General features: G+C 44.0%; 23 protein-coding genes. 6 read left to right on the top strand and 17 right to left on the bottom strand.

What is annotated here, in order from left to right; translation table 11 throughout:
* Positions 1-19 precede the first annotated feature (19 nt).
* From AB6E85_RS07915 to AB6E85_RS07865, 11 genes are all read right to left on the bottom strand, one after another.
* Positions 20-1,396 carry an O-antigen ligase family protein gene (locus tag AB6E85_RS07915; RefSeq protein WP_372142133.1) on the bottom strand — a complete coding sequence of 459 codons (1,377 nt, stop codon included), beginning with the start codon at positions 1,394-1,396 and terminating at the stop codon, positions 20-22.
* A gap of 251 nt (positions 1,397-1,647) precedes the next feature.
* On the bottom strand, positions 1,648-2,754 hold the full coding sequence (locus AB6E85_RS07910) for a glycosyltransferase family 4 protein (RefSeq protein WP_372142132.1): 1,107 nt from the start codon (positions 2,752-2,754) through the stop codon (positions 1,648-1,650).
* On the bottom strand, positions 2,735-4,246 hold the full coding sequence (locus AB6E85_RS07905) for a sigma-54-dependent transcriptional regulator (RefSeq protein WP_372142130.1): 1,512 nt from the start codon (positions 4,244-4,246) through the stop codon (positions 2,735-2,737). Before AB6E85_RS07905 ends, AB6E85_RS07910 begins: the two co-directional genes overlap by 20 nt.
* 223 nt (positions 4,247-4,469) lie before the next feature.
* Entirely contained in the window at positions 4,470-4,874 is a 405-nt protein-coding gene (locus AB6E85_RS07900; RefSeq protein WP_050052519.1) for an Hpt domain-containing protein, read from the bottom strand.
* 410 nt (positions 4,875-5,284) lie between these two features.
* On the bottom strand, positions 5,285-6,517 hold the full coding sequence (locus AB6E85_RS07895) for a glycine betaine/L-proline ABC transporter ATP-binding protein (protein WP_050621343.1): 1,233 nt from the start codon (positions 6,515-6,517) through the stop codon (positions 5,285-5,287).
* A complete protein-coding gene (locus tag AB6E85_RS07890; RefSeq protein ID WP_019823103.1) occupies positions 6,510-7,409 on the bottom strand; it encodes a proline/glycine betaine ABC transporter permease in 900 nt (299 codons plus the stop codon). Before AB6E85_RS07890 ends, AB6E85_RS07895 begins: the two co-directional genes overlap by 8 nt.
* Before the next feature lie 147 nt (positions 7,410-7,556).
* Positions 7,557-8,549 carry an ABC transporter substrate-binding protein gene (locus AB6E85_RS07885; RefSeq protein ID WP_372142129.1) on the bottom strand — a complete coding sequence of 331 codons (993 nt, stop codon included), beginning with the start codon at positions 8,547-8,549 and terminating at the stop codon, positions 7,557-7,559.
* 555 nt (positions 8,550-9,104) lie between these two features.
* Positions 9,105-9,794: a chromosome partitioning protein ParA gene (locus tag AB6E85_RS07880; RefSeq protein ID WP_372142127.1), complete on the bottom strand. Its 690-nt coding sequence runs from the start codon at positions 9,792-9,794 to the stop codon at positions 9,105-9,107.
* Complete coding sequence (locus tag AB6E85_RS07875) at positions 9,794-11,893, bottom strand: SLBB domain-containing protein (RefSeq protein WP_048611051.1); 2,100 nt, start codon at positions 11,891-11,893, stop codon at positions 9,794-9,796. The genes AB6E85_RS07880 and AB6E85_RS07875 overlap by 1 nt, the downstream gene beginning before the upstream one ends.
* Positions 11,890-12,726, bottom strand: coding sequence for an OmpA family protein (locus tag AB6E85_RS07870; RefSeq protein WP_048612055.1), 837 nt, complete (start codon positions 12,724-12,726; stop codon positions 11,890-11,892). Before AB6E85_RS07870 ends, AB6E85_RS07875 begins: the two co-directional genes overlap by 4 nt.
* A 62-nt stretch (positions 12,727-12,788) precedes the next feature.
* A complete protein-coding gene (locus AB6E85_RS07865; RefSeq protein WP_004733793.1) occupies positions 12,789-13,118 on the bottom strand; it encodes an STAS domain-containing protein in 330 nt (109 codons plus the stop codon).
* Positions 13,119-13,428: 310 nt separating this feature from the next.
* Between AB6E85_RS07865 and AB6E85_RS07860 the strand changes: the two genes are divergently transcribed.
* Positions 13,429-14,271, top strand: a complete 843-nt coding sequence (locus tag AB6E85_RS07860; RefSeq protein ID WP_372142218.1) for a DNA ligase — start codon at positions 13,429-13,431, stop codon at positions 14,269-14,271.
* Between the two features lie 101 nt (positions 14,272-14,372).
* Here AB6E85_RS07860 and AB6E85_RS07855 read toward each other — a convergent pair whose 3' ends face one another.
* Positions 14,373-15,743, bottom strand: coding sequence for an MATE family efflux transporter (locus AB6E85_RS07855; protein WP_048611045.1), 1,371 nt, complete (start codon positions 15,741-15,743; stop codon positions 14,373-14,375).
* A gap of 161 nt (positions 15,744-15,904) precedes the next feature.
* Between AB6E85_RS07855 and AB6E85_RS07850 the strand changes: the two genes are divergently transcribed.
* Positions 15,905-16,513 (top strand): riboflavin synthase subunit alpha, encoded by a 609-nt coding sequence (locus AB6E85_RS07850; protein WP_372142125.1) that lies wholly within the window; start codon positions 15,905-15,907, stop codon positions 16,511-16,513.
* 185 nt (positions 16,514-16,698) lie between these two features.
* Here the strand turns inward: AB6E85_RS07850 and AB6E85_RS07845 are convergent, their stop codons facing one another.
* Positions 16,699-16,902: a CPXCG motif-containing cysteine-rich protein gene (locus AB6E85_RS07845; RefSeq protein ID WP_004733789.1), complete on the bottom strand. Its 204-nt coding sequence runs from the start codon at positions 16,900-16,902 to the stop codon at positions 16,699-16,701.
* Between the two features lie 111 nt (positions 16,903-17,013).
* Positions 17,014-17,880, bottom strand: a complete 867-nt coding sequence (locus AB6E85_RS07840) for a fructosamine kinase family protein (protein WP_372142123.1) — start codon at positions 17,878-17,880, stop codon at positions 17,014-17,016.
* Between the two features lie 585 nt (positions 17,881-18,465).
* Here AB6E85_RS07840 and AB6E85_RS07835 point away from each other — a divergent pair.
* Entirely contained in the window at positions 18,466-18,810 is a 345-nt protein-coding gene (locus AB6E85_RS07835; protein WP_010440912.1) for a DUF3802 family protein, read from the top strand.
* Positions 18,811-18,897: 87 nt separating this feature from the next.
* Here the strand turns inward: AB6E85_RS07835 and AB6E85_RS07830 are convergent, their stop codons facing one another.
* Positions 18,898-19,383 carry a C40 family peptidase gene (locus AB6E85_RS07830; RefSeq protein WP_050621338.1) on the bottom strand — a complete coding sequence of 162 codons (486 nt, stop codon included), beginning with the start codon at positions 19,381-19,383 and terminating at the stop codon, positions 18,898-18,900.
* 104 nt (positions 19,384-19,487) lie between these two features.
* Between AB6E85_RS07830 and AB6E85_RS07825 the strand changes: the two genes are divergently transcribed.
* Positions 19,488-21,533 carry a methyl-accepting chemotaxis protein gene (locus tag AB6E85_RS07825; RefSeq protein WP_372142121.1) on the top strand — a complete coding sequence of 682 codons (2,046 nt, stop codon included), beginning with the start codon at positions 19,488-19,490 and terminating at the stop codon, positions 21,531-21,533.
* Positions 21,534-21,721: 188 nt separating this feature from the next.
* On the opposite strand, the gene AB6E85_RS07820 is transcribed toward AB6E85_RS07825, so the two are convergent.
* Positions 21,722-22,525: a sterol desaturase family protein gene (locus AB6E85_RS07820; RefSeq protein ID WP_372142119.1), complete on the bottom strand. Its 804-nt coding sequence runs from the start codon at positions 22,523-22,525 to the stop codon at positions 21,722-21,724.
* Positions 22,526-22,593: 68 nt separating this feature from the next.
* Here AB6E85_RS07820 and AB6E85_RS07815 point away from each other — a divergent pair, with 68 nt between their 5' ends.
* Together AB6E85_RS07815 and nagK are read left to right on the top strand one after the other, a co-directional pair.
* On the top strand, positions 22,594-23,340 hold the full coding sequence (locus AB6E85_RS07815) for a tRNA-uridine aminocarboxypropyltransferase (RefSeq protein WP_372142117.1): 747 nt from the start codon (positions 22,594-22,596) through the stop codon (positions 23,338-23,340).
* 163 nt (positions 23,341-23,503) lie between these two features.
* Positions 23,504-24,412, top strand: coding sequence for an N-acetylglucosamine kinase (nagK, locus tag AB6E85_RS07810; RefSeq protein ID WP_017068179.1), 909 nt, complete (start codon positions 23,504-23,506; stop codon positions 24,410-24,412).
* A gap of 179 nt (positions 24,413-24,591) precedes the next feature.
* On the opposite strand, the gene AB6E85_RS07805 is transcribed toward nagK, so the two are convergent.
* Positions 24,592-24,858 (bottom strand): DUF2960 family protein, encoded by a 267-nt coding sequence (locus AB6E85_RS07805; RefSeq protein WP_017063882.1) that lies wholly within the window; start codon positions 24,856-24,858, stop codon positions 24,592-24,594.
* Positions 24,859-24,928 lie beyond the last annotated feature (70 nt).

Here is a 24,928-nt window from a genome sequence, read left to right as displayed (position 1 = left end):
ACAGGTTAAAATATAGCTTTTAGGTTTTCTCATTTTGACAGGCAGTTTGAGATACGTTTGAGACGCAAACTGTGAGTGCTGCGAGGATATAAATCGGCCAGTTAAAGCCTTGAGTCAAAAATGTACCCGACACGATTGTTCCAATCAGACCTGCATAGATCGCATAGGCGACCGCGTTAAGTTCAGGTGCGATTTCTGTAGTCGAGTTTTTTAATCTCGCTAGCGTAGAGCGAGAGGTTTTGATCAAAGAAACGATAAGGCAGACAAAAATGATCAGACCAATAAAGCCTGTTTCTGCCAACACACCAAACCAAGTACTGTGAACGGCGTGATTCAGTCCGTCCCAGTGCGAACTATAAAAGAAGTAGTTCGAGAAGAAGTTGTTCAACCCTACGCCAGTCAGAGGATTCTCAACTGCCATTTTTACTGCTGCTTCCCAAGCATAGATTCGCCCCATTGCAGATTCATCGATACCTTGTTCAGCTGCACCACCAGAAGATCTGTCTGAGATCCCAGCAACCAAGTAGAGCACCACGGCCGCGACAGTTCCTACCGAGATTAACAGGACTTTAGAGCGCACTAGCTTCCACGCAAAAATACCAATCACGGCAATACAACCCAGTAATCCGCCACGGCTTTGAGTGGCAATAATGGCGGCGAGCAGTAAAAGACAAACTAAGGCACTGATTAAACGTTTGGACCTTGAGATGCCAGACGTAGTGGCTTGGCTTATCGTAAAGGCCAGTGGGAACATCAGTACCAGTGCTAGGTCGTTCGGGTCGCCTAACATAGAGCCAAAATCGCGGCCAATAGTCACGCGTGAGCCCTCGACAAGCCCAATACCATTTACTGAGTTGTACACGACAATAGAGCTGACTAAAGCGCCAGCGTAGATAATCGTCATCGCGGTTTTTGCGAGATTTTCCGTGGTATTTACTAGCCAAGTAATCGCAAGCGTCATCACGATGATTTTCCAATAAACGCCTTTGAATTCTGCCAGTGCTATGGGCCTGTTGGACGCGAAGATAATACCAATGAAAACCAGCACCCAGAATATGGCGAGCCAGTTTAAACAAGGGTGCCAGAAGATTTTAAGTTCTTTACTGATTAATGCATGCCATAGAAGAGCCGACAGAGCACCTAATGAAAGCATCAACGGTATTTTTAACGAATAGAGCTGAGGTATGGCTTCGTGAATTCGGAAAAATGAAAAGACAACGAACAATAGAACTAACCAGAATGTCTTGTTTAACACGAATAACCCGGCCAATGGCACAAGAGCGAGCGCCACAATGACAGCGGGATGAGGCACAAAGTACCAAACAACACCAAGCCCAACACACAAGGTGCTGATCGTGATGATGACTGGCAATCTATTGGCTTCAGGGTTGACCATTGTGACCTCTATTGGCAAATAAACTCTTCATGACTCGGCTCGTAATCTTTTAAGACGTAGTTACGCCTGATGTTAAAGATTGCAAAGTGAGTGCCAGTTATGCATTTTGTTTAACTAACTGATTTACTGTTGGATTATTAAGTGAGGGCTTAGCCTTGAGGTGAGTTTTGTCATTTTGAGAATCAGTATAAAACTGACTAGAACGGCTAAATTATCAAGCTAAAATAACCAGTTATCGACTAAGGCTAGAATTAACGGTCGAGTTGATAGATTTCCAACAACTGCGGCACAACGGCTTGTGGTGAGTATTGGTTTTTCACGGTTTCTATCGCGTTACTCTTGAGAGAGTCACGTTGCTCGTTCGTCAATGACATCCACAAAGATAAAAACTGTTGTAGCTCGGCCTGTGAATTGGCGAGGTAGCCATTAACTTGATGATCGATGAGTTGAGGCAAGTTACCAACCGAGGTAGCAAGGACGGGAATACCGCGAATCATGGCTTCTAATGCCGCCATAGGTAAGCCTTCAAAGCGAGAAGGGATGATTAACAGATCGATTTGGCTCCAGACGTCATCCATATTGGTCTGATGCCCATGAAAGGTCACATTATCAGGCTGCGATTTAACTAAGACGTCCATTTCTGGTCCGTCACCAAAAAGCTCAAACCGAACATCAGGAAACTGTTTGGCTAATGCAACAAATCGATCAGGCGCTTTCTCATGGCTCAATCGCCCCACAAAACCAACATAGAATGGACTTGATGAACGGGAGTTTGTTAACCCAGTTGGGACTTTAACAAAGTTATTCAATTGATAGGTTTTACTCGGCACTTTCGCTTTAATCTTCTCACTGACCACGAGCGACTGATCAGAAAGAAAACTGCTGTAACGGTCGAGCCAGTCATAAAGCCACACTTTGCCTGTTGGGGTTTCACCAGCGTGATAAGTGGTGATTTGCTTTGTGTTGTTGAAACGAGGTGGGAGCTTGATTAACTTGCTGACCAAACTGGCTTTGTAACCATGAGCATGGATAAGCCTTGGCTGATAATGTTGAACGGCACGTTTAAGCTGTGTCGCGCTATTGCCATTTGAATCTGCAGAACATGAGGCTAAATCGGAGAGGTAACTAAAAGGGATGTTCAGCGCATTCAACTTTTCAACGATGATCGCTTCAGGACTAAACTTAGTTAAAAGAACGATTCGAACAGCCTGTGCATACTGAACGCTTTCAGATATCAGGCCTTGTGCTAATTCTAAAACATGCGTTTCGATACCTCCAAAAGTTTGGCTGTCGATCAACAGCCAAATCTCATGTAGGTTTACGCTGAGTACCCCTTGGCTAGGCTTGATTGTACTCATCTTCCGATTCCCAAGCCTGTTTCTTACGATAAACAGTAGAAGGGCTCAGTTCTAACAGCACAGCAGCGTTTAACACATTCCCATCGCAATGATTGATGGCATGTTGAATGGCTTCACGTTCTATTTGCCACATTGGACGAATAGCACCTTCGCTTGTGGTAAATGCAGGCGTCATCGGCTCGTTGTGAGTTTGAGCAACTGACGATTGCTCCAACTCTTCCGGAGTAATCGGTGGCAACTTAGCTTCTGGTGCTTCAACAACAGCAGGTTGGGGCGCAGTTACTCGAATTGGTGTCACTGATTTAGATGATGGAGCTGCATCTACTTTATTAATCGGAGGCGGTAACATGTCTTTAGTCACGCTCGTTTCATTGTTCAACACCACGATGTTACGGATGATGTTTTGCAACTGACGCACGTTGCCTGGCCAAACGTAACGTTTAAGTAGTTTCTGCGTTTCTTTGTCTATTGATTTAAACTTCTTCTTGTCTTGCTTCGCGTACAGCTTCAAGAAGTGATTAGACAGGGTGACGATGTCACTTCCTCGTTCACGAAGCGGTGGCATTTCGATAGGCACAACGTGAACACGATAGTAAAGGTCTTCTCTGAAGCGTCCTTCTTCTACCTCAACCAGTGGATCGCGGTTGGTTGCACAGATAATTCTGACATCCACTTTAATCTCGCGGTTGCCACCAAGTGGGGTAAATGTACCGGTTTGCAAAAATCGTAGGAGCTTCTTCTGCATCTCCAGTTCCATTTCACAAAGCTCATCGAGAAATAGGGTGCCACCATGCGCTTGCATTGCTGCACCTTTACGGTCGGTTGTTGCGCCAGTAAACGCACCTTTAACGTGACCGAAGATTTCACTCTCCATTAGGTCTCGCGGGATAGCGCCACAGTTAATAGCCACGAAGGGTTTGTCATTACGTTGGCTCTCTTGGTGAATCGCTTCCGCACACACTTCTTTACCCGTACCACTTTCGCCGTTAATAAATACGCTGGCAGTGGTTGGTGCTACCGAATCAATGATCTTGTAAACCGCCTGCATGGGTAGGCAAGAGCCAATGAAATTATGAAAGCGATCACGATCGAACTTGCTTTGCATGTTATCGACAAGGTTTTCGAGTTTCGCTCTTTTTAGATGCAAGCGAACAGAGGTTTTGAGTCGATCGGCTTGAATGGGTTTCTCTAAGAAGTCTTCTGCACCGCGCTGGATAAGGTCTACCGCGATGTTTACTGAGCCATGCGCTGTCGCGATGATGACTGCGGTCGGTATTTCGTTGGCAGTAATCCAATCTAAGACTTCTTCGCCTGGCATGTCAGGCAGCTTAAGGTCGAGAATAACAAGCTGTGGAGAGTGCCTTTCAATGAAGGTCTTAGCTTCCGCGCCGGTTTCGACGTGGAAAATATCATAGGGCTCGTCTTTTACGTACTGCTTGTAGAGTACGGCGAGTGAGGTGGAGTCTTCAACTAACAATACCTTAGGGCGCATTGTGTATTCCTTTTGAAACTTTATCCTAACCAATCAATAACATAGTGATATGCAACCATCAATACGAGTCTTGTGTATTTGTTATCTACCGCATGCAATCTTTTAAGAAGCGGCCTGTATAACTTCTCGCATTGCTGTTCATGATGGAGTGCATCTTATGGCGACTATATTAATAACGACTGTTTTGAGTTTTTAATCTGATACCGATAATGAACATGCAAAGCTAGCTGAAGCCTGCCTCTTTCCTTTCAAGCAAGGCTTTTATTGAACGCTCTGCGAGCTCTAGTAATTCATCAACTTGTCGAAATGCCGCATCATGACTCTGTTCTAAGCATTGCTTTTCTAAAGCGCGAGCTAATTCACCCAAAGGGCGATTACCTAACGAAAGCGCTGTGCTGCCGAGAGTGTGGACCTCGAACTCAAGCATTTGAGCGTCTTTCTGCGTTACAGCCTCTTTTATAGCGACCAAGCGTGTTTGTGATTCTTCGACATAATGGTCGATCAAGATAGGGATAATGTCCGCACTTGTATCGCGAATCATTTGCTCCAGAACGCTTTCATCGACAAGCTCGCTCACTTGTTGTGAGTTTAGATTTGTAGCTGCGTCTGACGCTAAAGTAGAATTCATCAAACTAAGTCCTTTTGTTGAGCTTAATATCTGTTGGTACTATTAAGTTCTAGTCATTTTCTGGAATAATTTCAACTGGTTGCCGTACAAATAGCGCATTGTTTTGCATCTCGTTCATCTTGCTACTGGCTTTGTGACAAACCTAACGGACTGATTTAATTTTGTTTTCTCTTATGAAATATAAACTTAGGTGCCTATCAAGCCTAAGATGCGGGTAGATCTCAGAAGAAAACGAGCCCGATACAAATAAAAAAGACCACTGCAGTGAAATAACAACAGTGGTCTTAGAGCGGGATAAGCAGTTTGGGCTAATCTAAATAGCTATATAACCCAAATAGCGATAACCCAAATACCTATAACGCAAATAGCGATAATTTAAACAGCCGAGCTCTAAATAACGAAAAGTAGAACTACGAAGCTTTAGCAATCTTTGGCTTTGGGTCGGTTTCTACTTCTTCCTCGCTACTTTCTGAGAAGATATCAGCAACAGCGCTTCTCTCTAGTTCACCTTTTAGATTACCGTCTTCATCAACAACCGGAAGAGAGTAGTCACAAGACATTGTGTCGGGTAGCACTTCTTCAATCACCGCATCAGGTAAGATGGCAGGGACTTCTTCGTATATCTCATCACTAAAGTCATGTACCGATGAATCTTCAACGGCGTCTTGTAGGCTCTCTTGTGTGACTAGGCCTTGATAGCCGTCATCCGTTACGTGATAAGCGTAATCGTTTTTAAGCATCTTCATTTGTGCCAGAGCACCTTCAATCGTTTCTGATGTGATTCGATAGAGAGGAGGCTGCATAACGGTTTCAACGGTCAATGCGCGAGCACGGTTTACGTCTTTCACGAACGCTTCCACGTAATCATCGGCTGGATTTAGCAGAATCTCATGTGGTGTGCCTTGTTGCACTAACTCGCCGTCTTTCAAAATTGCGATTCGATCGCCTAGACGGAGTGCTTCGTCCAGATCATGAGTGATGAAAACAATCGTCTTATGAAGCTTCTCTTGAAGTTCGATAAGCTGATCTTGCATTTCACTTCGAATCAAAGGATCGAGTGCCGAAAAGGCTTCATCCATTAACAAGATTTCGGCGTTAGTACATAGAGCGCGAGAAAGGCCAACACGTTGTTGCTGACCACCTGAAAGTTGCGCAGGGTATTGCTTGCCGTAACCTTTCAAGCCCACGGTTTCTAACCATTCGTTGGCTTTCGCTAAACGGTCTTCTTTTTTGATGCCTTGTACTTCCAACCCGTACGCAACGTTTTCAACCACAGTGCGATGAGGCATTAAGCCAAAGCGTTGGAAGACCATCGACATTTTATGACGACGGAACTCTTCTAGCTGTTTAGTGTTGAGGCTCATCACATCAATGCCTTCAACCATGATTTTACCTTGAGTAGGGTCAATCAAACGGTTGAAGTGGCGAATCAGCGTCGATTTACCCGAGCCAGAAAGCCCCATGATTACGAAGATTTCGCCACGGTTAATCTCAAGGTTAATCTCTTTTAAACCAACGGTATGACCCGTATCCGCAAGAATCTGATCTTTGTGTTCGCCGTTTTGAACTCGGTTCATAACAGACATTGGTTTCGGTCCAAACACCTTGTATAGACCACTAATTTCAATCAATGGTTTAGTCATGCTTGAATCCTCCTAAATGCGCATTAGTTCTTCTTGCGTACGCTTGTGAAGCGCGGTCAAAAAGGATTGCGAGGGCAACGATGGCGAAACCATTCATCAAGCCTAATGTGAAGTATTGGTTGGTGATCGATTTAAGAACCGGTTGTCCTAGGCCTTTAACACCAATCATGGATGCGATAACAACCATAGACAGTGCCATCATGATGGTTTGGTTGATACCCGCCATAATGGTTGGCATTGCTAGAGGAAGTTGAACACCCCACAAGCGCTGCTTTTTGCTCGCACCAAAAGCGGTAGCGGCTTCAAGGACTTCTTTATCGACTAGGCGTATGCCTAGATTGGTCAAACGAATCACAGGTGGAATCGCGTAGATAACAACGGCGATTAGCCCTGGAATCTTACCGATACCAAGTAGCATTACCACTGGAATCAAGTAAACGAATGCAGGCATGGTTTGCATGATATCGAGCATCGGCGTAACGATAGATTGCGCTCGATTTGAACGAGCCATCGCAATGCCAATTGGAATGCCTAAGAATATTGAAACCAAGGTACACACAGTAATGATACTGAGCGTTCGCATGGTGTCTTCCCACATTCCAAAGTAACCGATGAGAAGCAGCGAAACAACACAGCCTAAAGCCAGTTTCCAAGAACGGCTTGCTGCGTAGACAAGGCTGGTACACACGGCAAGGACTATAATCCAAGGTGTTGAGATAAGGAGTTTTTCAAACCAAACAAGGAATGAAAGAAGAGGGTCAAAGAGAGATTCAATCATTTCGCCGTATTCACGGGAAAATTCACGGTATGCGCCATCTAGCGTCTTTTTTATGGTTCGTAAATCACCGCGTTCCATCTCTGGAAAGCTTGATAACCAATTGCTGTCAGCCATTTTATATCCTTATAGTTCGGAGCCACTTGTCCATGCGATAAGAAAATCGCTAATGAAAAGGGCTCCGAATCATGAATAACATCAAGTATAGCGACGTTATTTCTGTTTTATTGTTGAAGCGTAATTACTTGTTATTAAATCAAGCTCTTACAGCTCTGCTTCAACTTTCTTAGCCACTTCTTCAGAAACCCATGGGTGCCATACTTCTGGGAATTCACTTAAGAAATGCAGACTCGCTTCTTCGCCATCAGCTTGGTTGTCTTCCATCCAAGCAAGTAGCGAGTTCATTTTGTCGTTTGTGAAACCACGTTTAGTAAAGTAGTCGTATGCTTCAGGAGCACGTGACGCAAAACTTTCAGTGGTAATCGTGTGAACAGGTGAAGGCGGGTACATGGTCGCTTTTGGCGATTCACAATCTTCTTTGGTGGTACAGTTAAGGAACTCTTCCTCATTAACGCCACTGCCAAAGTCGACTTTAACCATGTCGTATTTACCTAGCACAGCGGTCGGTGCCCAGTAGTAACCAAACCAAGCTTCTTCACGTTCATAAGCTTTTGCGATAGAGCCAGATAAGCCGGCACTCGAGCCTGGATCAACAATCGTGAAACCACTGTTTTCTAGCTCAAGAGCATTAAACAAGTTTCCGGCGCTGATCTGACAGTTCCAGCCTGCAGGGCAGCTGTAGAATGCAGATGTATCTGGGTCTTCAGGGTGTTTGAATAAGCTTGCATTTTTGCGTACGCCTTCGATGGTTGCCATTTCAGGGTACTGTTTTACTAGGTAAGCCGGAACCCAAAAGCCTTCTTCACCGCCGTTCACAAGTGCTTTACCTGCGTAGCGAAGACGTTTTTCTTCAACACCTTTATCTAATGCGTCTTTTAAGCTGTTGCTCCAAAGTTCAGGTGCAACATCAGGCTGGCCTTTTTCGACCATAGACGTGCCTGTTGGCATAGTGTCGCCAGGGATAAGTTCAGCATCACACCCATAACCATGTTCAAGGATGAATTGGTCGATATTGGCGATCAGTGTTGCAGAGTTCCAGTTCATATCTGCGATTGTTACGCTGCCACATTCTCCAGCGTTAGCATTACCGCTGGCTGCTGCTACTAACAAAAATACGGAGCTTAACTTGTATTTCATATTGAGTTTCCTTTCTCTTTAATAATACAACTAAGGTAACCAAGGTAAATTGATTATCTAAATTGCTCGATGGTGATCCTTTCCGTGTATTTGAACCATTTGAGCAGAAGGAGGGATGGGTGAAGTTTGAATAGATAAACGTGCAAAGTCAGTGAAGTGTGATTTGCCAATTCATCCACTGTGTTTCAACAGCCATCGGATAACTTTGTCAAACTATTACAAATTCGTCAAAAACCACCTCTATTTATAATCTTAGGGAATAATCGTACGAATTCCATCTTTGATGCGATTTACATGGCACTTTAACCGTCTGTGTCACATTACCGCTAAAGTTAGGCGTGGGGCTGTTGATTTTTGAAGGGATTTAAAGGTGGTAAGACCATGGTTGATGTGTGTGAAATGCGTTGAATGGTTTTTAAAATCTTATTTTTAATAATAATTTCGCCAAAAACACCCAATTTGGTTTTGAGTTATTAAGAATTGTCGGGGCTTGAAGTCTAATAGGATAGGTGGCTGTCATGATTTTAATGACAGCCAGAAAGTAGCAAAAGAAAGTTACATCGGAAGGTTCAAAAATTCATTTTGATACAGCTTGTTTGCCAAGCTATCGCGAAGCTTAACGGGGATGAATTTCATTCGATTGATTTGTCTGACCAACTCTTGTGCAAAGCTGGGTTTTTGTTTCATGTTCATCACGCAGCCCATTAGGTTGATGCTTTGTGCATCAAGCAGCTTTTTCGCTTGTTCTAGGTGGTGAGTCGACGTTTCACCATAGGCGACAACCATAAGTGTACTGTCACAAGCGCTCGCGACAGACTGCGCCGGAATATTGCCTTTGTTTATGTTGAGAAGCGGTGAGGTATCAATGATGACTCTGTCGTATTTCTCTAACCATTTGTTGACTACTTTTTGTAACGTTGTCGGATCTTTATAAGCCAATTGCGTTGAAGCAACTTGTGGAGCAGGGACACCGATAAACGTACGCTGAGATTCAACGTGTTCTATTAATTTGTCTTGCTGATTGTCTTCTAGCATATTCAAATCTTTGAAAGCAGGGTTGAACAAGTTGAGATCAACATAAAGCGTTGAATGGCCGGCGAGAAGAAAACGCTCAGCTAATGCGGTTGCAATAGATGTTACCCCGTCACCTGAATGGCAGGCGGTCACGCATATTGATTTTTGGCCGTTAAGTTCAGAAGCTAAATACAGTTGCTCGACTTCGGCATGGGTCGCTGAGATAGTCATTATAAAGCTCCTATTAATACGATGGTGGTCGTAATACGCAGTATGTCATCAAGTCCGACACGTGCTTTTTCAATAAAGCTTTCGCGACGGTCTGGAATGTAAATCGTGTCACCAGCGCGTAGCACCGGCAGGTTGTAAATGTTCGCCGTTTTACTGAACTCTACAAGGTCAAAAGTACGGGCCTGACCTTGGCAGCAAGACATATTTACGATGGTAATTTTCTCTACGTAAGCATTGTCGGTAGGGCCTGCTGCTTCTGCCAGAATATCTAGAATGGTCATGTTGTCGTTGAACACATAACGGCCTGGGTTGTTAATCGCACCAAGCACACGAACGGTTTCTTCTTTCGGTGTATCTAGCCAGTTTTTGCCTTTCTCTGGGATGTAAATCGTATCGCCAGTGGTTACGTTTGGCAGTAACGATTCGTCACCGGTTTCGAAGTACAGTGATAAGTTAAGTTTGCTTACTTGCGAATAGGTTTTGTCACGATGCGTTACTCGAACGTTGTGGATGTCAGCATCCTTTGTTGGACCGTCAGCCGCAGACAAGATATCAAGGAAGTGCATGTCTTTGGTGAAGCGGTAACGACCGGGCGCATTCACTTGTCCAAAGATGTAGATCGAAGCATCAGAGCTTTGACGAACCCATTGTGATTTATTGTCGGAAGGATCTTGTGGCAAGTCGTGAACACGCACGATAGAACCCGCGCGAATTTGAGGCATTTGGTCACGTGGCGCGCCATTTCGAATGAAATCATCAAGGTTAAATACAACCAACTTTCTACCAGTCACGACTTCAATTTTCGATGTGTCAGCGCGTAGTGTAGGGCCGCCGACGTGTGCCAGTAATCCCATGAAGTTCATTTCGTCTGACCATTCAATACGACCAGGTCGATTTACCTCACCAATCACGTTAACTGCTCGGTCTGGCGTGATTTTCAACCAAGACTTCTCGTTCATGTCGGTTTTCTCAGGAACGAAAATCGCGTCACCAGCTTTGATGCTAGGAGGGTTAGAGTTAGGTAAGCCTTCAGTGTAAGCCGCTAAATCGAATTTAAGCACTCTGCCATCTGCTTTGATGACACGGATTTGTCGCGACTCTGCAAATCGAGTTGGCCCGCCCGCATTAGCTAAGATATCCATAAATGTCGCGTCTCTCTTGCCTTCAAAAGCACCAGGTGCTGCGACTTCGCCCATCACGTAAACCATATTCGCCCCAGATTTGATCTCTTCTTCTTGCTTAGGAACGAAAATGGTCGCGCCCGGACGTAAAATTGGAAGCAGGCTTTCGTCACCAGAATCTAAGTAACGTTTTAGGTTGAATAGCGTTGGGGTATTGTTCGAAATCACTCGGATTTGCTCAACACTGGCATAACGAGTTACGCCACCCGAACGCATAAGTACGTCGACAAGGTCGGTGTTCTCTTTGTAAGTGAACGAACCCGGCGCGTTCACCTCACCAAACACTTTGATGGAGTTACGAGAATCAGCACTGTCACCTGAGTTAGCAAGCTTTGCTGCGTCAAACTCTTGCTCGATGTTACCGACTAATGGAGAAGCTGGAACGAATAGTGAATCCAGTGATTGCAGAGTGGGTAATGTTGACTCGTCTCCTGAATCAAGGAATCGTTTGTAGTTAAACTCTTTCTTATCTGCGCCTCGCTTAAGAATCAGCTTATCCAGTTGCGCGCCCGGGCGTAAACCACCCGCAGCGTAAAGTGCCATTTGGATGCTAGAACCTAATGCGAGCGTGTATTCGCCAGGCTGCTCTACATAGCCTTGCACGTAGATAATGATTTGCTGCTCTTTCACATAAACTGAAGCGTTTGAAAGATCTTTATAAGCGGTTGCCAATGACTCTAGAACGACTTTGTTAAGCTGCTCACTGTCGTAACCGGCAACAAACACAGCGCCTACTTCAGGAAGGGTAATACGGCCACGCTTATCCACCTGGAACCCCGTGTTTAAGGTACTTTCACCGGGTACGTTAACTTGGATAAGGTCACCGACTTGAACCGCGTCTGAAAACTCGTCGTTAGCATTGACGACATTCGCAAAGCATAACGATAGGGTGATGATAAAAGCGATCAAGGATTTCATAGTCCACCTCCCATTTTCTCGGCATTCTTAGGCGAGATAACTTCGATACTTACTCGGCGGTTAGTTAAACGTGTGCCGTCAGATTCACCTTCAAAAAGAGGGACGGTTTCGCCAACAGATACGGCTTTGATTCGTTGAGCGCCTAAGCCAAAAATAGTCAGGTAGCGTTCGACTTGTTTCGCTCGTCCAAGTGCTAACTTATCGTTGTATTCTTCAGTACCTGTCGCATCAGCATGGCCGGTAACAACAAGGTCTAGAGATTTGTGTTCTTTGAGTAGGCTGGTTGCTTCCGCAAGTCTTCCCATGTACTTCGGGTTTACTTCAATCGAATCTTCCGCGAATTGGTTATCAACATTAAGCAGGTCATATAACTGTTCGATAACTGACAGTTGCATTCTAAATTGGGTTTCATTTTTTGGTGGCTCACAGCGGGCTTGAGAGGTTACGTAATCCAGTTGGACTTCAAGTTCATTTAGGCGTTTTCTTTGAATCACTAAGTCGTTGGCTGCATCCAGTAGTAGACCGCCTTGAAGTTCACGAGCAATACGATTTTGTTTTTCGATTGCTTGAACAACAGCAGCGGGGAAGCACCAACGAGCGCCTTCTTGGATCAGGGCATCAAGGTGCAATTTAGCAAGCTGCCAATCAAAGCGTAATCCATGTTCTGGACCAAGTGGCTCGTCTGGCATGACAGGAGAGAAGTCTGAGTTTTGATAGTTGATAGAATCATAACTTTCCGCCAAACCCCCTGTGCCTTGTTCAGGATAGCTAGTACAGCCACCCAGAACGAGAGCATACAGAGAAAGGGCTATGTAGTTTTTCAGTATTTTCATGCCAACGTCCTATGTTTCTAATTTTTATTATTATTTTTTGTTACTTCTAGCTTAGTGGATCTTCATGAATTTGTAGGATTTTTTGAATTTACTGGGATAGCGTGGCCAATACGTAGTAGGTTCATAATTTCAAGAGGCTGACCAGTCACATTTTCAAGTCGCATGTTGCGTTCGCGCTCAGTCAGGCGTTTGAACATATAAACAATCGCGCCAACACCAGATGAATCTAAAAACTCGACCTGGCTAAAATCAACTTCGATTTCAGGGTGGCCATCGTTAGAAATCACATCATCGATGTCTGTTTGTGCATCACGACTGCCTGCTGCATCCAAATCACCGAAGATAGAAAGCGTCAGTGTCGTTGTATTCAAATCAATCTTACGTAGTTCCATAGCGATATCTCCTTTAAGTATGTATTGACAAGTGCACTGAATGTGCCAACTTTTATGTTATTATTTTTCAATGAGTTATATTTAGTGCGAATTCCCATCTCATATTGAGAAAAGGCGTTTCTCAATATGAGAACTAAAAACGGCGGAACATATGAGAGCCATAAATCATTACTCTAGTGAATTAATGCAAGGGTTAGATAAGGTTGGTGAGTGGATCGCATCTTCTGGCAAAGATTGTCTAACTGGGTGTTAGAGCGCTTAGGATTAAAGACATTTGTTGACCACTACAGATATTAATATGGAGCAGATGATGAGATTAACCAAACTGGCTTTAGCCACTCTATGGGCGTGTTCGCTTTCATCTCATTCATCCTATTTGCCTCCTGACCATTTGGTGCTAGCAAACTCCTACCAGCAAGGCATAGATGTTTCTGAATACTGGAAGAGTGAAAAACTTGATGGGATTCGCGCTCTATGGGATGGACAACACCTTTATACACGCAATGGTAATCGCATTTACTCACCCAAGTGGTTTACGGAAAACTTGCCTAAGGTCCATCTCGAAGGGGAGTTGTGGGCAGGAAGGGGCAAGTTCCATCTCGTTCAATCTACCGTTCTCGACCAAACGCCGAGTGACACTGCATGGCGGCAAATCGACTTCATGCTGTTTGATATGCCCGGCGCTGCGGGAGATTATCAAAAGCGCTATTACAACATTTTGCATTGGGTAAGGGTGATTAGAGAATCTCACGTCAGTTACATAGAACATGTACCAATTCACAGTGAAGAGGCTTTGTTTCATCAACTTGATAATGTCGATGAGCGTAATGGCGAAGGTTTGATGCTTAGAAAGATCACCAGTCGTTATCAAGCAGGCCGAAGTAATGATTTGTTAAAGCTTAAAAGGCATCATGATGCCGAAGCCACGGTTATTGGTTACAAGGGTGGTACAGGGAAGTATAAAGGGATGATGGGTTCAATTTTGGTTCACACAGAAGAGGGGGTAGAATTTTATATCGGCAGCGGGTTCAGTGACCAAATGAGACTTGCACCGCCTGAAATCGGAAGCCGTATTACCTTTCGCTACAATGGTTTTACTCAAAACGGAAAACCCAAGTTTGCCCGCTTTGTACGAGAGAAGAGTGAATATTAAGGCAGATACGATCTACCTAACCATTAAACGAAAAAGAGCCCTGAAAATCAGAACTCTTTTTTGTGTTCGAAATCAGATAGACCGACTAAGCGAGTGCGAATCTAACGAGAACTAAATTCTAACTGTACGTCATCATCCTGCTTGTGCATCCAGTGTAAGCGCATTCCTAGCATAATCGCTGCTGACGTTAGACCGACGATGAAACCAATCCAGAAGCCGTGCGCACCCATAGGTTCAACAATCCAATCTTTCATACCCAAGATGTAGCCGATAGGAAGGCCAAGCAACCAGTAAGCAACGAAGGTAATGTTGAAGATTGAACGCATGTCTTTGTAGCCACGTAGAGCACCTGCAGCGATAACTTGGATGGCGTCAGTACATTGATAAACCGCCGCGAACAACAGCAACTGCATTGCAACGGTAATTACCGCAGTGTTCTCTGTGTAAAGTAATGCAACCTGCTCTCTAAACAGAACCGTTAACGCCGCTGTCATTAAGGCTGTCACTAAACCAACAATGATACCCACGTGTGTCGCGATCTTAGCGCCTTCGGTGTTGTTTTCGCCCAACTTATGCCCAACACGAATACTCACGGCTGCACCGATACTCATTGGAATCATGAAGACCAGCGAAGAGAAGTTGATCGCGACTTGGTGCGCCGCAACAATCAATGAACCTAATGGTGCAACCAACAGAGAAACCACCGCAAACAGAGTTACCTCGAAGAAGATAGCGGCCGCGACTGGGAAACCAAGTCTAAACAGACGGATTTGAGCTTTAAGTTGCGGTTTATGGAACGTACCGAAGATGTTGATTTTCGCCAAACGCTTTGATGTTAAAACGTAAGCGAACAGCAGAGCAAACATCACCCAATATACGATAGCCGTTGCAACGCCACAGCCAACACCACCCAGAGCAGGAGCACCAAGTTTTCCGTATACGAACATCCAGTTGAGCGGGATGTTTAATAGCAAACCAATAAAACCAATCACCATCGCAGGCTTAGTTAAAGACATACCATCGGTAAAGCTTCGCAATGTTTGGAACAACAAAAATGCAGGTACAGCAAACATCACCGCATTCATATAGCCGATGGTCTTTTCCGCCATGAGTTGTTCAATGTCCATCCACTCCAATATCAATTGCGTCTGGAACAGGACGCCAATGATTGGAAGGGAAATGACGAGTGCTAAAAAAGCACCTTGTTGAATCTCAAATGGAATTTTGACTTGTCGACCAGAACCATTCAGTTGTGCAACGACAGGAACCAACGCCATCAATAGACCGACACCAAATAAGATTGATGGTAGCCAGATGCTTGCTGCAATCGAAACCGCGGCCATATCGATAGCACTTACGCCACCGGCCATCACGGTATCAACAAAACCCATTCCAGTTTGTGCAACAGATGCGATCAATACTGGGGTCGCAAGTTTGATTAGATTCGAGGATTCTTCTTTGTAACGATGCACAAACAACTCCAAATAAGAGGGAAAATTAGAATAATAGTGTAGGAAAGGACATTCTGAAGGAATCAGAGACAATGATCTTAAGCTTCCACTGGACGAATCATAAAGAAATGTCACAATAACTGCTATGAAAAACTGTTATTAGAATGCTAAATAGGAATCTTATGTTTACAGGTATCGTTCAAGGCATGGCAACACTGGTTGCTATAAACAAAAAAGAGTTGTTTCAAACTCATACCATTGAGTTAAGTGACGAATTGGTTGACGGATTAGCAATTGGTGCTTCAGTAGCTCATAACGGTTGTTGCTTAACGGTAACGGAAATTTCTGGCAACCAGATTGCTTTTGATTTAATGCAAGCGACATTGCGATTGACGAACTTAGGCCAGCTGAATGTTGGTGACAAAGTGAATGTTGAGCGTGCAGCAAAGTTTGGTGACGAAATTGGCGGGCATAGCATGTCTGGCCACATTACTTTGATGGCTAATCTCGTTGATGTGATTAAGACAGAAAACAACCGCACGCTTTGGTTTGAGCTGCCTCAAGAATCAATGAAGTATGTGTTGAGCAAGGGCTACATCGGAGTTGATGGTTGTTCATTAACGATTGGTGAAGTGGAAGAGAACCGTTTCTCCGTTCACCTGATCCCAGAAACACTGAATCGTACTCTGTTTGGCGGCCGTGAAGTAGGCGACCAAGTAAACATTGAGTTTGATCCTCAAACACAAGCGATTGTTGATACTGTTGAACGCGTACTAGCAAACCAAAAATAGTAGTTGCGGTTTATCAACAGCACTTGCTTAAAAAGCGCTGACTAAGTAAACGTCGAAGACATTAAAAAAGAGCACATTGAGTGCTCTTTTTCTATTTGTGTGTATTTGCGTTTTTCTAGGCTAGCCTCAAAATCGAGGGTAGCTTTAAATCGAGGTGTAGAGCCAACTCGACAAGAGAGTAGGTGTTAGAAGACTTGTTCGTCGTCTGCATCAATCGAGAGATTAATCCTGTCTCTTACCTCATCTACCTGCATGTCGAGGTGAATGGCATTGCAACATGCTGGGCAATCGTCATAAAAATCTTGGCTCCCATTAGAAGCATCAAGCGTTATGCTGATGGCATGCCCACAGTGGGGGCAGGAGACATGTTTCTCTGTGTATTTATGCATCGCGAATTCTCCTCACTGTAACTTGTCTCAATCGTAGTCGCTTTATAGATCGCTGCAGCTTGTATAGACCGCAGTAGCTTTATAGATCGACTTAGCTCGCTGTGATTGGTATTAAACGGCCTGTATCTTCTGAATGCATGCTTCAGTTTGTGCTAAATATTCGCCGCCAAATTGATTGCAGTGGTTAAGAAGATGGTACAAGTTGTAAATGTCTTTCCGATCATTATAGCCAACGTCGAGTGGATTGACGCTCTGATAACCTTCATAAAACTCTTTTGGAAACCCTTCAAACAATTCCGTCAATGCCAAATCGCATTCATGATCACCCCAATAACAAGCCGGGTCGTAACAGATTGGCCCAAAGGCTGAATTTGCTACATTGCCATTCCAAAGATCCCCATGAAGCAAAGAAGGGCGAGGGTTATGGCCAGCAAGACGCATATTCACCACATCAACGATGTCATCAATATCACCAAACTCGATGCCTTTCTCTTTGAGCAGTTGCAGTTGGAAACCAATGCGTTGCTCGGAGAAAAAGCGACCCCATTTCTTATGCCAAGGGTTAGGTTGAAGTGTGCTGCCGATATAGTTGTCTTGGTCGCAACCAAACTCTTTTTGCTCGCCCCATTGATGAAGCTGCGCAAGCTGAACGCCGAAATCGAAGCTGTTGTTGCCCGTCTCGAGCGGTTTGGTCGGCAAGTAATTGAGAATAATGAACGAGCACTCTTTGGTTTTGCCAATAAGCACCAACTCAGGAACGTAAACGGTGGAGGTTTCTCTTAACAAGCGTAAGTTCTCAGCTTCAATTTCAAACTTAGGTAAAAATTCTCGCTGATTCACTTTCACAAAGTAACGTTCATTACCATCGCTGATCATATAGCAATCGTTAATGTCGCCACCAGAAACCTTGGTACGTTCAGTAATCTGAAAGTTAAATAGAAGAGTATCTGAAAGTTGTTGAGAAATGGCCTGCCACATAGGAAATCCTCAAAGACTGAAAATTAAAAAGATTGAAGGTTAGAAATACTGTTTGTTTAATAGCAATAGTTTAGGATAAATCTGAACAATTTATAGACGCACTCGTCAATGTTCTTAGCTCTTCTTCATCTTACGCAGAATCAATTGGCCGAATTGTGAACTCGACCTGATTCAAGCTCTTTGAAATACAAACATAAATTGAAAACCTGACGTGATGAAATAGTTTGGAACTGGTCTCACAATCGAAACGGTTTTGAACGCAACAAACTGGAAAAGTGATTTGAGCTTGTTATTGTCTAGCGACTAAATTAAATGAGCTTTTAGAGTTAGTTGAAAGGGCTATTGTTAACTGGCGCAATACTTTGCTTCAAAGTTTGTCTTACACTTTGTTGGCGTGAATTTACTTATGTCGTAAGTAGGCAGGTATACCACATAAAGCTATATCGATTTAATTTTAAGCTGAAATACTAACTAGGATCATTTTAATGCGGTTTTGGGCAATAAAGTGATGACAAATAGCTTCATTTACATAGTATTAGGCAAGTACGTATTAATCTGCTCTAGAGCTTAAAACGGAGAATTATTGTGGTTGTAGAAACCGATGGCTATTTGGCTTTAATCGAGCACCTATCATTCAACCTTGATGTGTTTACCAATAGTAATGGTGATACTGGAAACGAAAGTGTCGAAGATATTGTTACCGACATGATTTCAACGAACATCATGGCTATTTTCGAGCAAAACCCAGAGTTGCATTCGAGCGTTCGTTTTCAACTTTTGAAAGAAGCAGATGCCGTAGTAGCGGATCTTGGTGAAGTATTAGCGGGTGTGTGGGCTAAGAAAGCGACTAACGAACAAATTGTATTTCTTGATGAATATATCGCGTTAGTGAAGAACCTGTTTGATACGGCTGTTGCTAAATACGACTAGCTATTCGCGTATCACTCTAAAATGGTAAAAGGCGTTTAAGCCGTAACGTTTCATGTTATGTCGTTCAGCGGTGAATCTTTTGAATCGCTATAAACGCCTAAAGTGCCAAAACTTGGAAGCCCAATAAGGGTTGTCCAGCCTCGATATAATCACACCTTTCGATGTAGAAGCATGTAGGAATTGATTATTTCCTAAGTAAACGCCTACATGTCGCACCGTCATCGAAGTCTTGAAAAACACCAAGTCACCGCTTGTTGCTTCCCCATACGCAATTTCTTTTCCCTTTTTACTCTGGTCTTTTGTGGTTCTTGGTAGGGCTTGTTGAGTCGCATTTTGCACGGCGATTTGAACAAAAGCAGAGCAATCTATACCTCGAAATGATGTCCCACCGAAATGGTATGGCACACCTTTCCACTGTTCATACACGCTCATATAGGCGTTTGTAGTCGATTGTTCTGATTTTGATAGGGGTCTCTGTGCGGTTTGACTGAGCTGAGAAGGCGATGGTGACGAGCTACAAGCAGCCAATGTTGCTAAAGTTATTGTAACTACAGCCATTTTTCTGATTTTCATATGTAACTCTTCTGACAAAAAACTGAAATAAAAACGTCATCAAGGACTTCTAGTATACGACCTAACTTAAGGATATCTCTTTTCGTAGTCAAACTGGATTTCACATGCCCGACACAAATTTATCAATAAAACCCTCACGTTATACATTCTCGCTCATTCAAACCGTCACTGCTGTATTTATTTCCATTCTTTTACTTGTTAGTTTTTTATCAATGGTTAGCATTCGGGGCGTTGAACGGGTCGGGGGACATTTTGATGCACTCTCGGAACAAGCATTACCCCTTGCTCTAGATAATGCCGAATTAACGCAAAGCGTATTAGAACAAGTAAAACTTCTCACTTACAGCACCCAATCAACCGACTTAGATACACTGAATGCCACAAGGGGCTCAATTGACCAACTCGCGACAGAGAGCAATACCACGCTAGAGGAACTCCTTTTTATCTCCCAATCTTTTCCTGATGCAATCTCTTTAGAGCAACAACAAAACCTTATCGATGACATGGCGCAACTGCAAACCATGACCAACACGGTACTGCTGGCGCAGATCGAAATTCAAAGTAAGCAAAATCTGATCGACAGTAAAATGGGTGAGTTCCGTTATGGCGTTGGGTCTATCGGACCAGAAATGAATAGAATCAGCTCATTCTTGGTTGAAGACAACCCAGAAGCGAGCGATGCCGCGAACCGATTTACATCCAGCGCGTCTGCTATGGCGAACACCTTCTTGATGCTGATGATGCAATCTGACATTGATAAAGCACAAGACGAATACCGTCAATTGAGAAACCGAATCGCAGGCCTTAACTTGGCTTACAGCGATTTTGCCGATTGGCATCCAGACATCGCTGAGTTCGCGAGCTTGACGGCGCCTTATGAGATGGTGAAAGAAGGCTTTACCGAAGAAGGCGTAATCAAACAAATCTTCTTGAAACTCGAACTGGTTCAGCAGCAAGAGCAGAACTTAACGCAAGTCATTAACTTAGCGAACACCGTCATTAGCACATTGAATCAGCTGTCTTCTACCGCTTCCCACCTGATTGATGAAAGTGAACTGATTGTAAATCAAACCATCACCAATATTGATCGTGTGTTGTTTATCAGCGGGCTAGTGATTGCCGTAATCATTGTGATTTCATGGTTCATGTTACGCCGTTGGATGAATAAAGGGCTTAAAAACATTACTCAACAGTTGAGTTCACTGGCAGATCATGACTTCTCTAAACAGAGCGAATTGCTTGGGCCGTTAGAGCTGCAAGTTATTACTTCAAAGCTCAATACGGTCGTTGATTCCACAGCTGATTCGGTTCGTTTGGTCACGCGCAACTGTGAAACGCTTTACCAAACCGCAGAAGTAAGCCACGACGCTGCAGAGCAAACCAATTCGAGCTTGAACGAACAGAACGAATCACTTCAGAATATGATCACCACCATTACTGAACTAGAAGCATCGATTGGTGAGATAGCTCGTATCTCTAACGCATCGAACGACGATGCACAAATAGCAGAAGATGAGTCAGTGAATGGCAGCCAAGTGGTTGGCCTTAACCAACAACGATTACAAGCGCTTGAGCAGTCTCTTAGCATGAGTGAAGAGTCGATGGCTGACTTGGATGGTCGAGTTAAGCAGATTCGTGAAATGGTCGACATGATCAGTGGTATCGCTGAAAATACCAACTTATTGGCACTGAACGCTGCGATAGAAGCGGCGCGAGCAGGTGAACAAGGTCGAGGTTTCGCAGTAGTTGCAGACGAAGTGCGTAAATTGGCGAGCGGCACATCCCAGCAAACCACCAATATTCGTAGCATGATGAACGAACTAGTCGCGGCGGCAGATCGCTCACGTGCTTCTGTAACGGAATCGAGAAGTGAGATGGCCAATGCATTGCAAACCAGTGGCGATGTAAGACAAGCCTTCGAGAAAATCGAATTTGCAGTAAGCCAGATCAAAGGGCGTGTTGAGCAAATCATGGTGGCTACGGAAGAACAAGCTCGTGCAACTGTCGATGTTACCCATTCAATCACTCGAGTATCTGAGCAGGGCGAGAATACTAAGCTGCAACTTGAATCTATGATCGAGAGTTCAGAGCAAGTCGGAGAGATAGCTGGCCACCAACAAGCAATGCTTCATAAGTACGTTTTAAAGTAAACGAGCGTGCTGAGTTAAGCCAAACAGCACAAGATTTGAAGCACTAGCTACGCTTATAATTCTATCGATACAGAAACGCCCTTAAGTTCTCACAAGAATCTAAGGCCGTTTTGTTCTCGGATTAAGATAACTTTGGTATTAAGATAAGTTCATCTCAATACAAGTTTGAGACTCAACTGAATTCGAACCTAGTCTTTCGTTGTCGGGAATCGTACAAATGGTTGACGCAACATTAAATCTAGCCGTTGCTCTTTACCATCTTGAATCTCGGGAACACCAATATGCACCTTATCATGGCCAAGCTTGGGTTGGGCGCGGTAAGTCTTAAACCAGATGTCCCACACAGATAAAAAGAAACCAAAGTTTGAATGGGTTTCTTTCACAATGACCGAGTGATGAACGCGGTGCATGTCGGGTGTCACAATCACTTTTCTTAATCGTTTATCAATCCATAGTGGAAGCCGTGCATTGCTATGGTTAAACATCGCACTCGCATTAAGAACAATTTCAAAGATCACGACAGCAATGACAGGCACACCAAGCGCGATCACCAAGCTCACTTTGATAAGCATTGAAAGAATCATCTCAATAGGGTGAAAGCGCGTTCCGGTTGTGACATCGATATCGAGGTCCGCATGGTGAACTCGATGTAGCTTCCACAGCCAAGGAACTCGGTGAAACACCAAGTGCTGTAGGTAAATGGCACAATCCAAGAGCAATACACAGATCAGAATGGTCAATTCTTTCGGAAGTGACAGGGTATTGAACAAACCCCATTGGTTGTCTTGTGCGATAACCGCCGCTTGGAATGCTGCGATAGGAATTAGAGTGGCTAACAGAAAGCTGTTCAAAGCAACCAGCGCAAAGTTGTTTCCCCAGCGAAACCATTTGCTTTGAGTCAGTGCTTTACGTGGAAAGCGGTATTCCCAAAGCGAACACAATCCAAAAACGACAATAAAACAAACAAGGCGAAGCAGTGATGGGTCTTGCATGGGAATTCCTTCTATCATTCTAGGGACACTGTAAGTACAATCGTGCCACTTTTCTAGATTTATCGTTATTGTCCATGAGAATCCACGCTTTTCACCGTTTATATCAACACCGTTTGTCTCTTTCTACCAAGCCGTTTAACGCGCGCGGGTGTAAAGTGGTTCGATGTGAGTTCTGTAAAATCAAACAAGACAGCTGTATCTGTGAACATCAACCAGACGTAAATACGAACGTCGCGACCATGTTGATCTTATCGGACAACGAAATACTCAAACCAAGTAATACCGGCCGTTTAATCCTTGATACCGTTAAAGACAGCTATGCCTACCTTTGGCACCGCACTGAACCGAATCAAGAGATGCTTGATGTGCTAAAAGACGATAAATATCAGCCAGTCGTGGTCTTTCCTGAAGATTATACCGATGACAAATCGCGCGTGGTTGCAGACCTTGGTGAAATGCGAGATTCGAACAAGACGTTGCTGCTGATCTTTATTGATGGCAGTTGGCGTGAAGCGCGACGTATCTTCCGTCGTTCAGAGTATCTGCAAGACTTACCGGTGTTGTCGATTGAACCAGAATCGGTTTCGCAATATATGATGCGTAAGTCAGACAACGAACAACATCTTTCGACTGCAGAAGTGGCGAGCTTGGTTTTGAAACAGGCTGGTGAAGAGCGGGGCGCAAAAACTTTACAGCTGTGGTTTGAAACATTTCGCGAAAGCTACATGCTAAGCAAGACACGTTATAAGTCCGATCCAACCAAACCAAGCCTGAACGCTTTCATAGAGCACACTAAAAATGAGACGTCACTCTAACCTTTAACCGCTTTGTGCTGACTTGTTGTTCAAACAGATTCGAACACGAGATAAGTTTGTTATCTATCACGGTTTGTAGGGGGAGTGTTATGGATAATGCTTCCTAGATGTTTAATTTGAAAAATTTATTTGCCCGAATTTAGGGAAAAATTGGAGAGATTTCATGTATTACGGCTTCGATGTTGGCGGCACAAAAATTGAATTTGGTGCGTTCAATGAAAAACTTGAGCGAGTAGCAACAGAACGCGTACCAACGCCTACTGAAGATTATCAACTGCTACTTGATACGATTGCCGGTTTGGTGAAGAAGTACGACAGCGAATTTTCTTGCGAAGGTAAAATTGGTCTTGGTCTTCCTGGTATGGAAGATGCTGACGACGGCACAATGCTGGTTGTTAACGTGCCAGCTTCAACGGGGAAACCACTACGTAAAGACCTAGAAGCGCTTATTGGTCGTAGTGTGAAAATTGAAAACGATGCGAACTGTTTTGCGCTTTCAGAAGCGTGGGATGACGAGCTAAAAGACGAACCATCAGTAGCAGGCCTAATTTTAGGTACTGGTTTTGGTGGCGGTTTAGTTTACGAAGGTAAAGTGTTCTCTGGCCGTAACCACGTTGCTGGTGAACTGGGCCATATGCGCCTTCCTATTGATGCTTGGTTCCACCTTGGCGATAACGCACCGCTACTAGGTTGTGGTTGTGGCAAGAAAGGTTGTCTAGACAGCTACCTATCAGGTCGTGGCTTTGAACTGATTTATGAACACTACTTCGGTGAGAAAAAGAAAGCGATTGAGATCATTCAAGCGTACAACGAAGGTGAAGCAAAAGCGGCTGAGCACGTTGATCGTTTCATGGAGCTATTGGCTATCTGTTTCGCGAACCTGTTTACTGGTCTTGATCCACACGTAGTTGCATTGGGTGGCGGGCTTTCAAACTTCGAACTTATCTACGAAGAGATGCCAAAGCGTATCCCTAAATACCTACTGTCTGTAGCGAAATGTCCAAAGATCATCAAAGCGAAGCACGGTGATTCAGGCGGCGTTCGTGGCGCTGCATTCCTTAACATTAAGTAATCGTGACTTAAGTTAAGCTAGCTAAGGTTAGATAGTTAAAAAGCACAAATAAAAATGCCGCAATCTCGAAAGAGGTTGCGGCATTTTTTATTGTTCGGTGTTTTCGTTTCGTTAGCTGTTAGTTGTTAACTACAAACGAAAAGCTAGAAACGGCATATCAAGAAAAGAGCCAAGAGGGCTTACTTCTTCTTTTTACCAACACCAAGATTGTCTTTTTGCTTCAACGTAAGCTTAGTAAAGCCAAGCTTGCGGAAGTAGTTGTCTTGGTAGTTGCGAACCGCTTTAGTATCAGAAATCAACTCAAGCTGTTGCTCAGTTTTTAGATACTCAGAGATGTCGATGCCTTCAGCTGCAGCAACAGCTTCTTGGATCGTGCGGTGTTCTTGTTTTGAAAACAGTAACTCTTTGTCTTCGTCTTTGTAAGTGTACAGAATGGTACGAGCCATGGTGCTCTCCAATAGAATTATTACTTTGCGCGCACTCTACATAAAAACCGTACGTGGCTCAAGGTAATGG

The organism is Vibrio sp. 10N.247.311.51, from assembly GCF_041467855.1.
Taxonomy (GTDB): Bacteria; Pseudomonadota; Gammaproteobacteria; order Enterobacterales; family Vibrionaceae; genus Vibrio; species Vibrio coralliirubri.
This window is presented reverse-complemented; position numbering and strand designations above follow the sequence as displayed.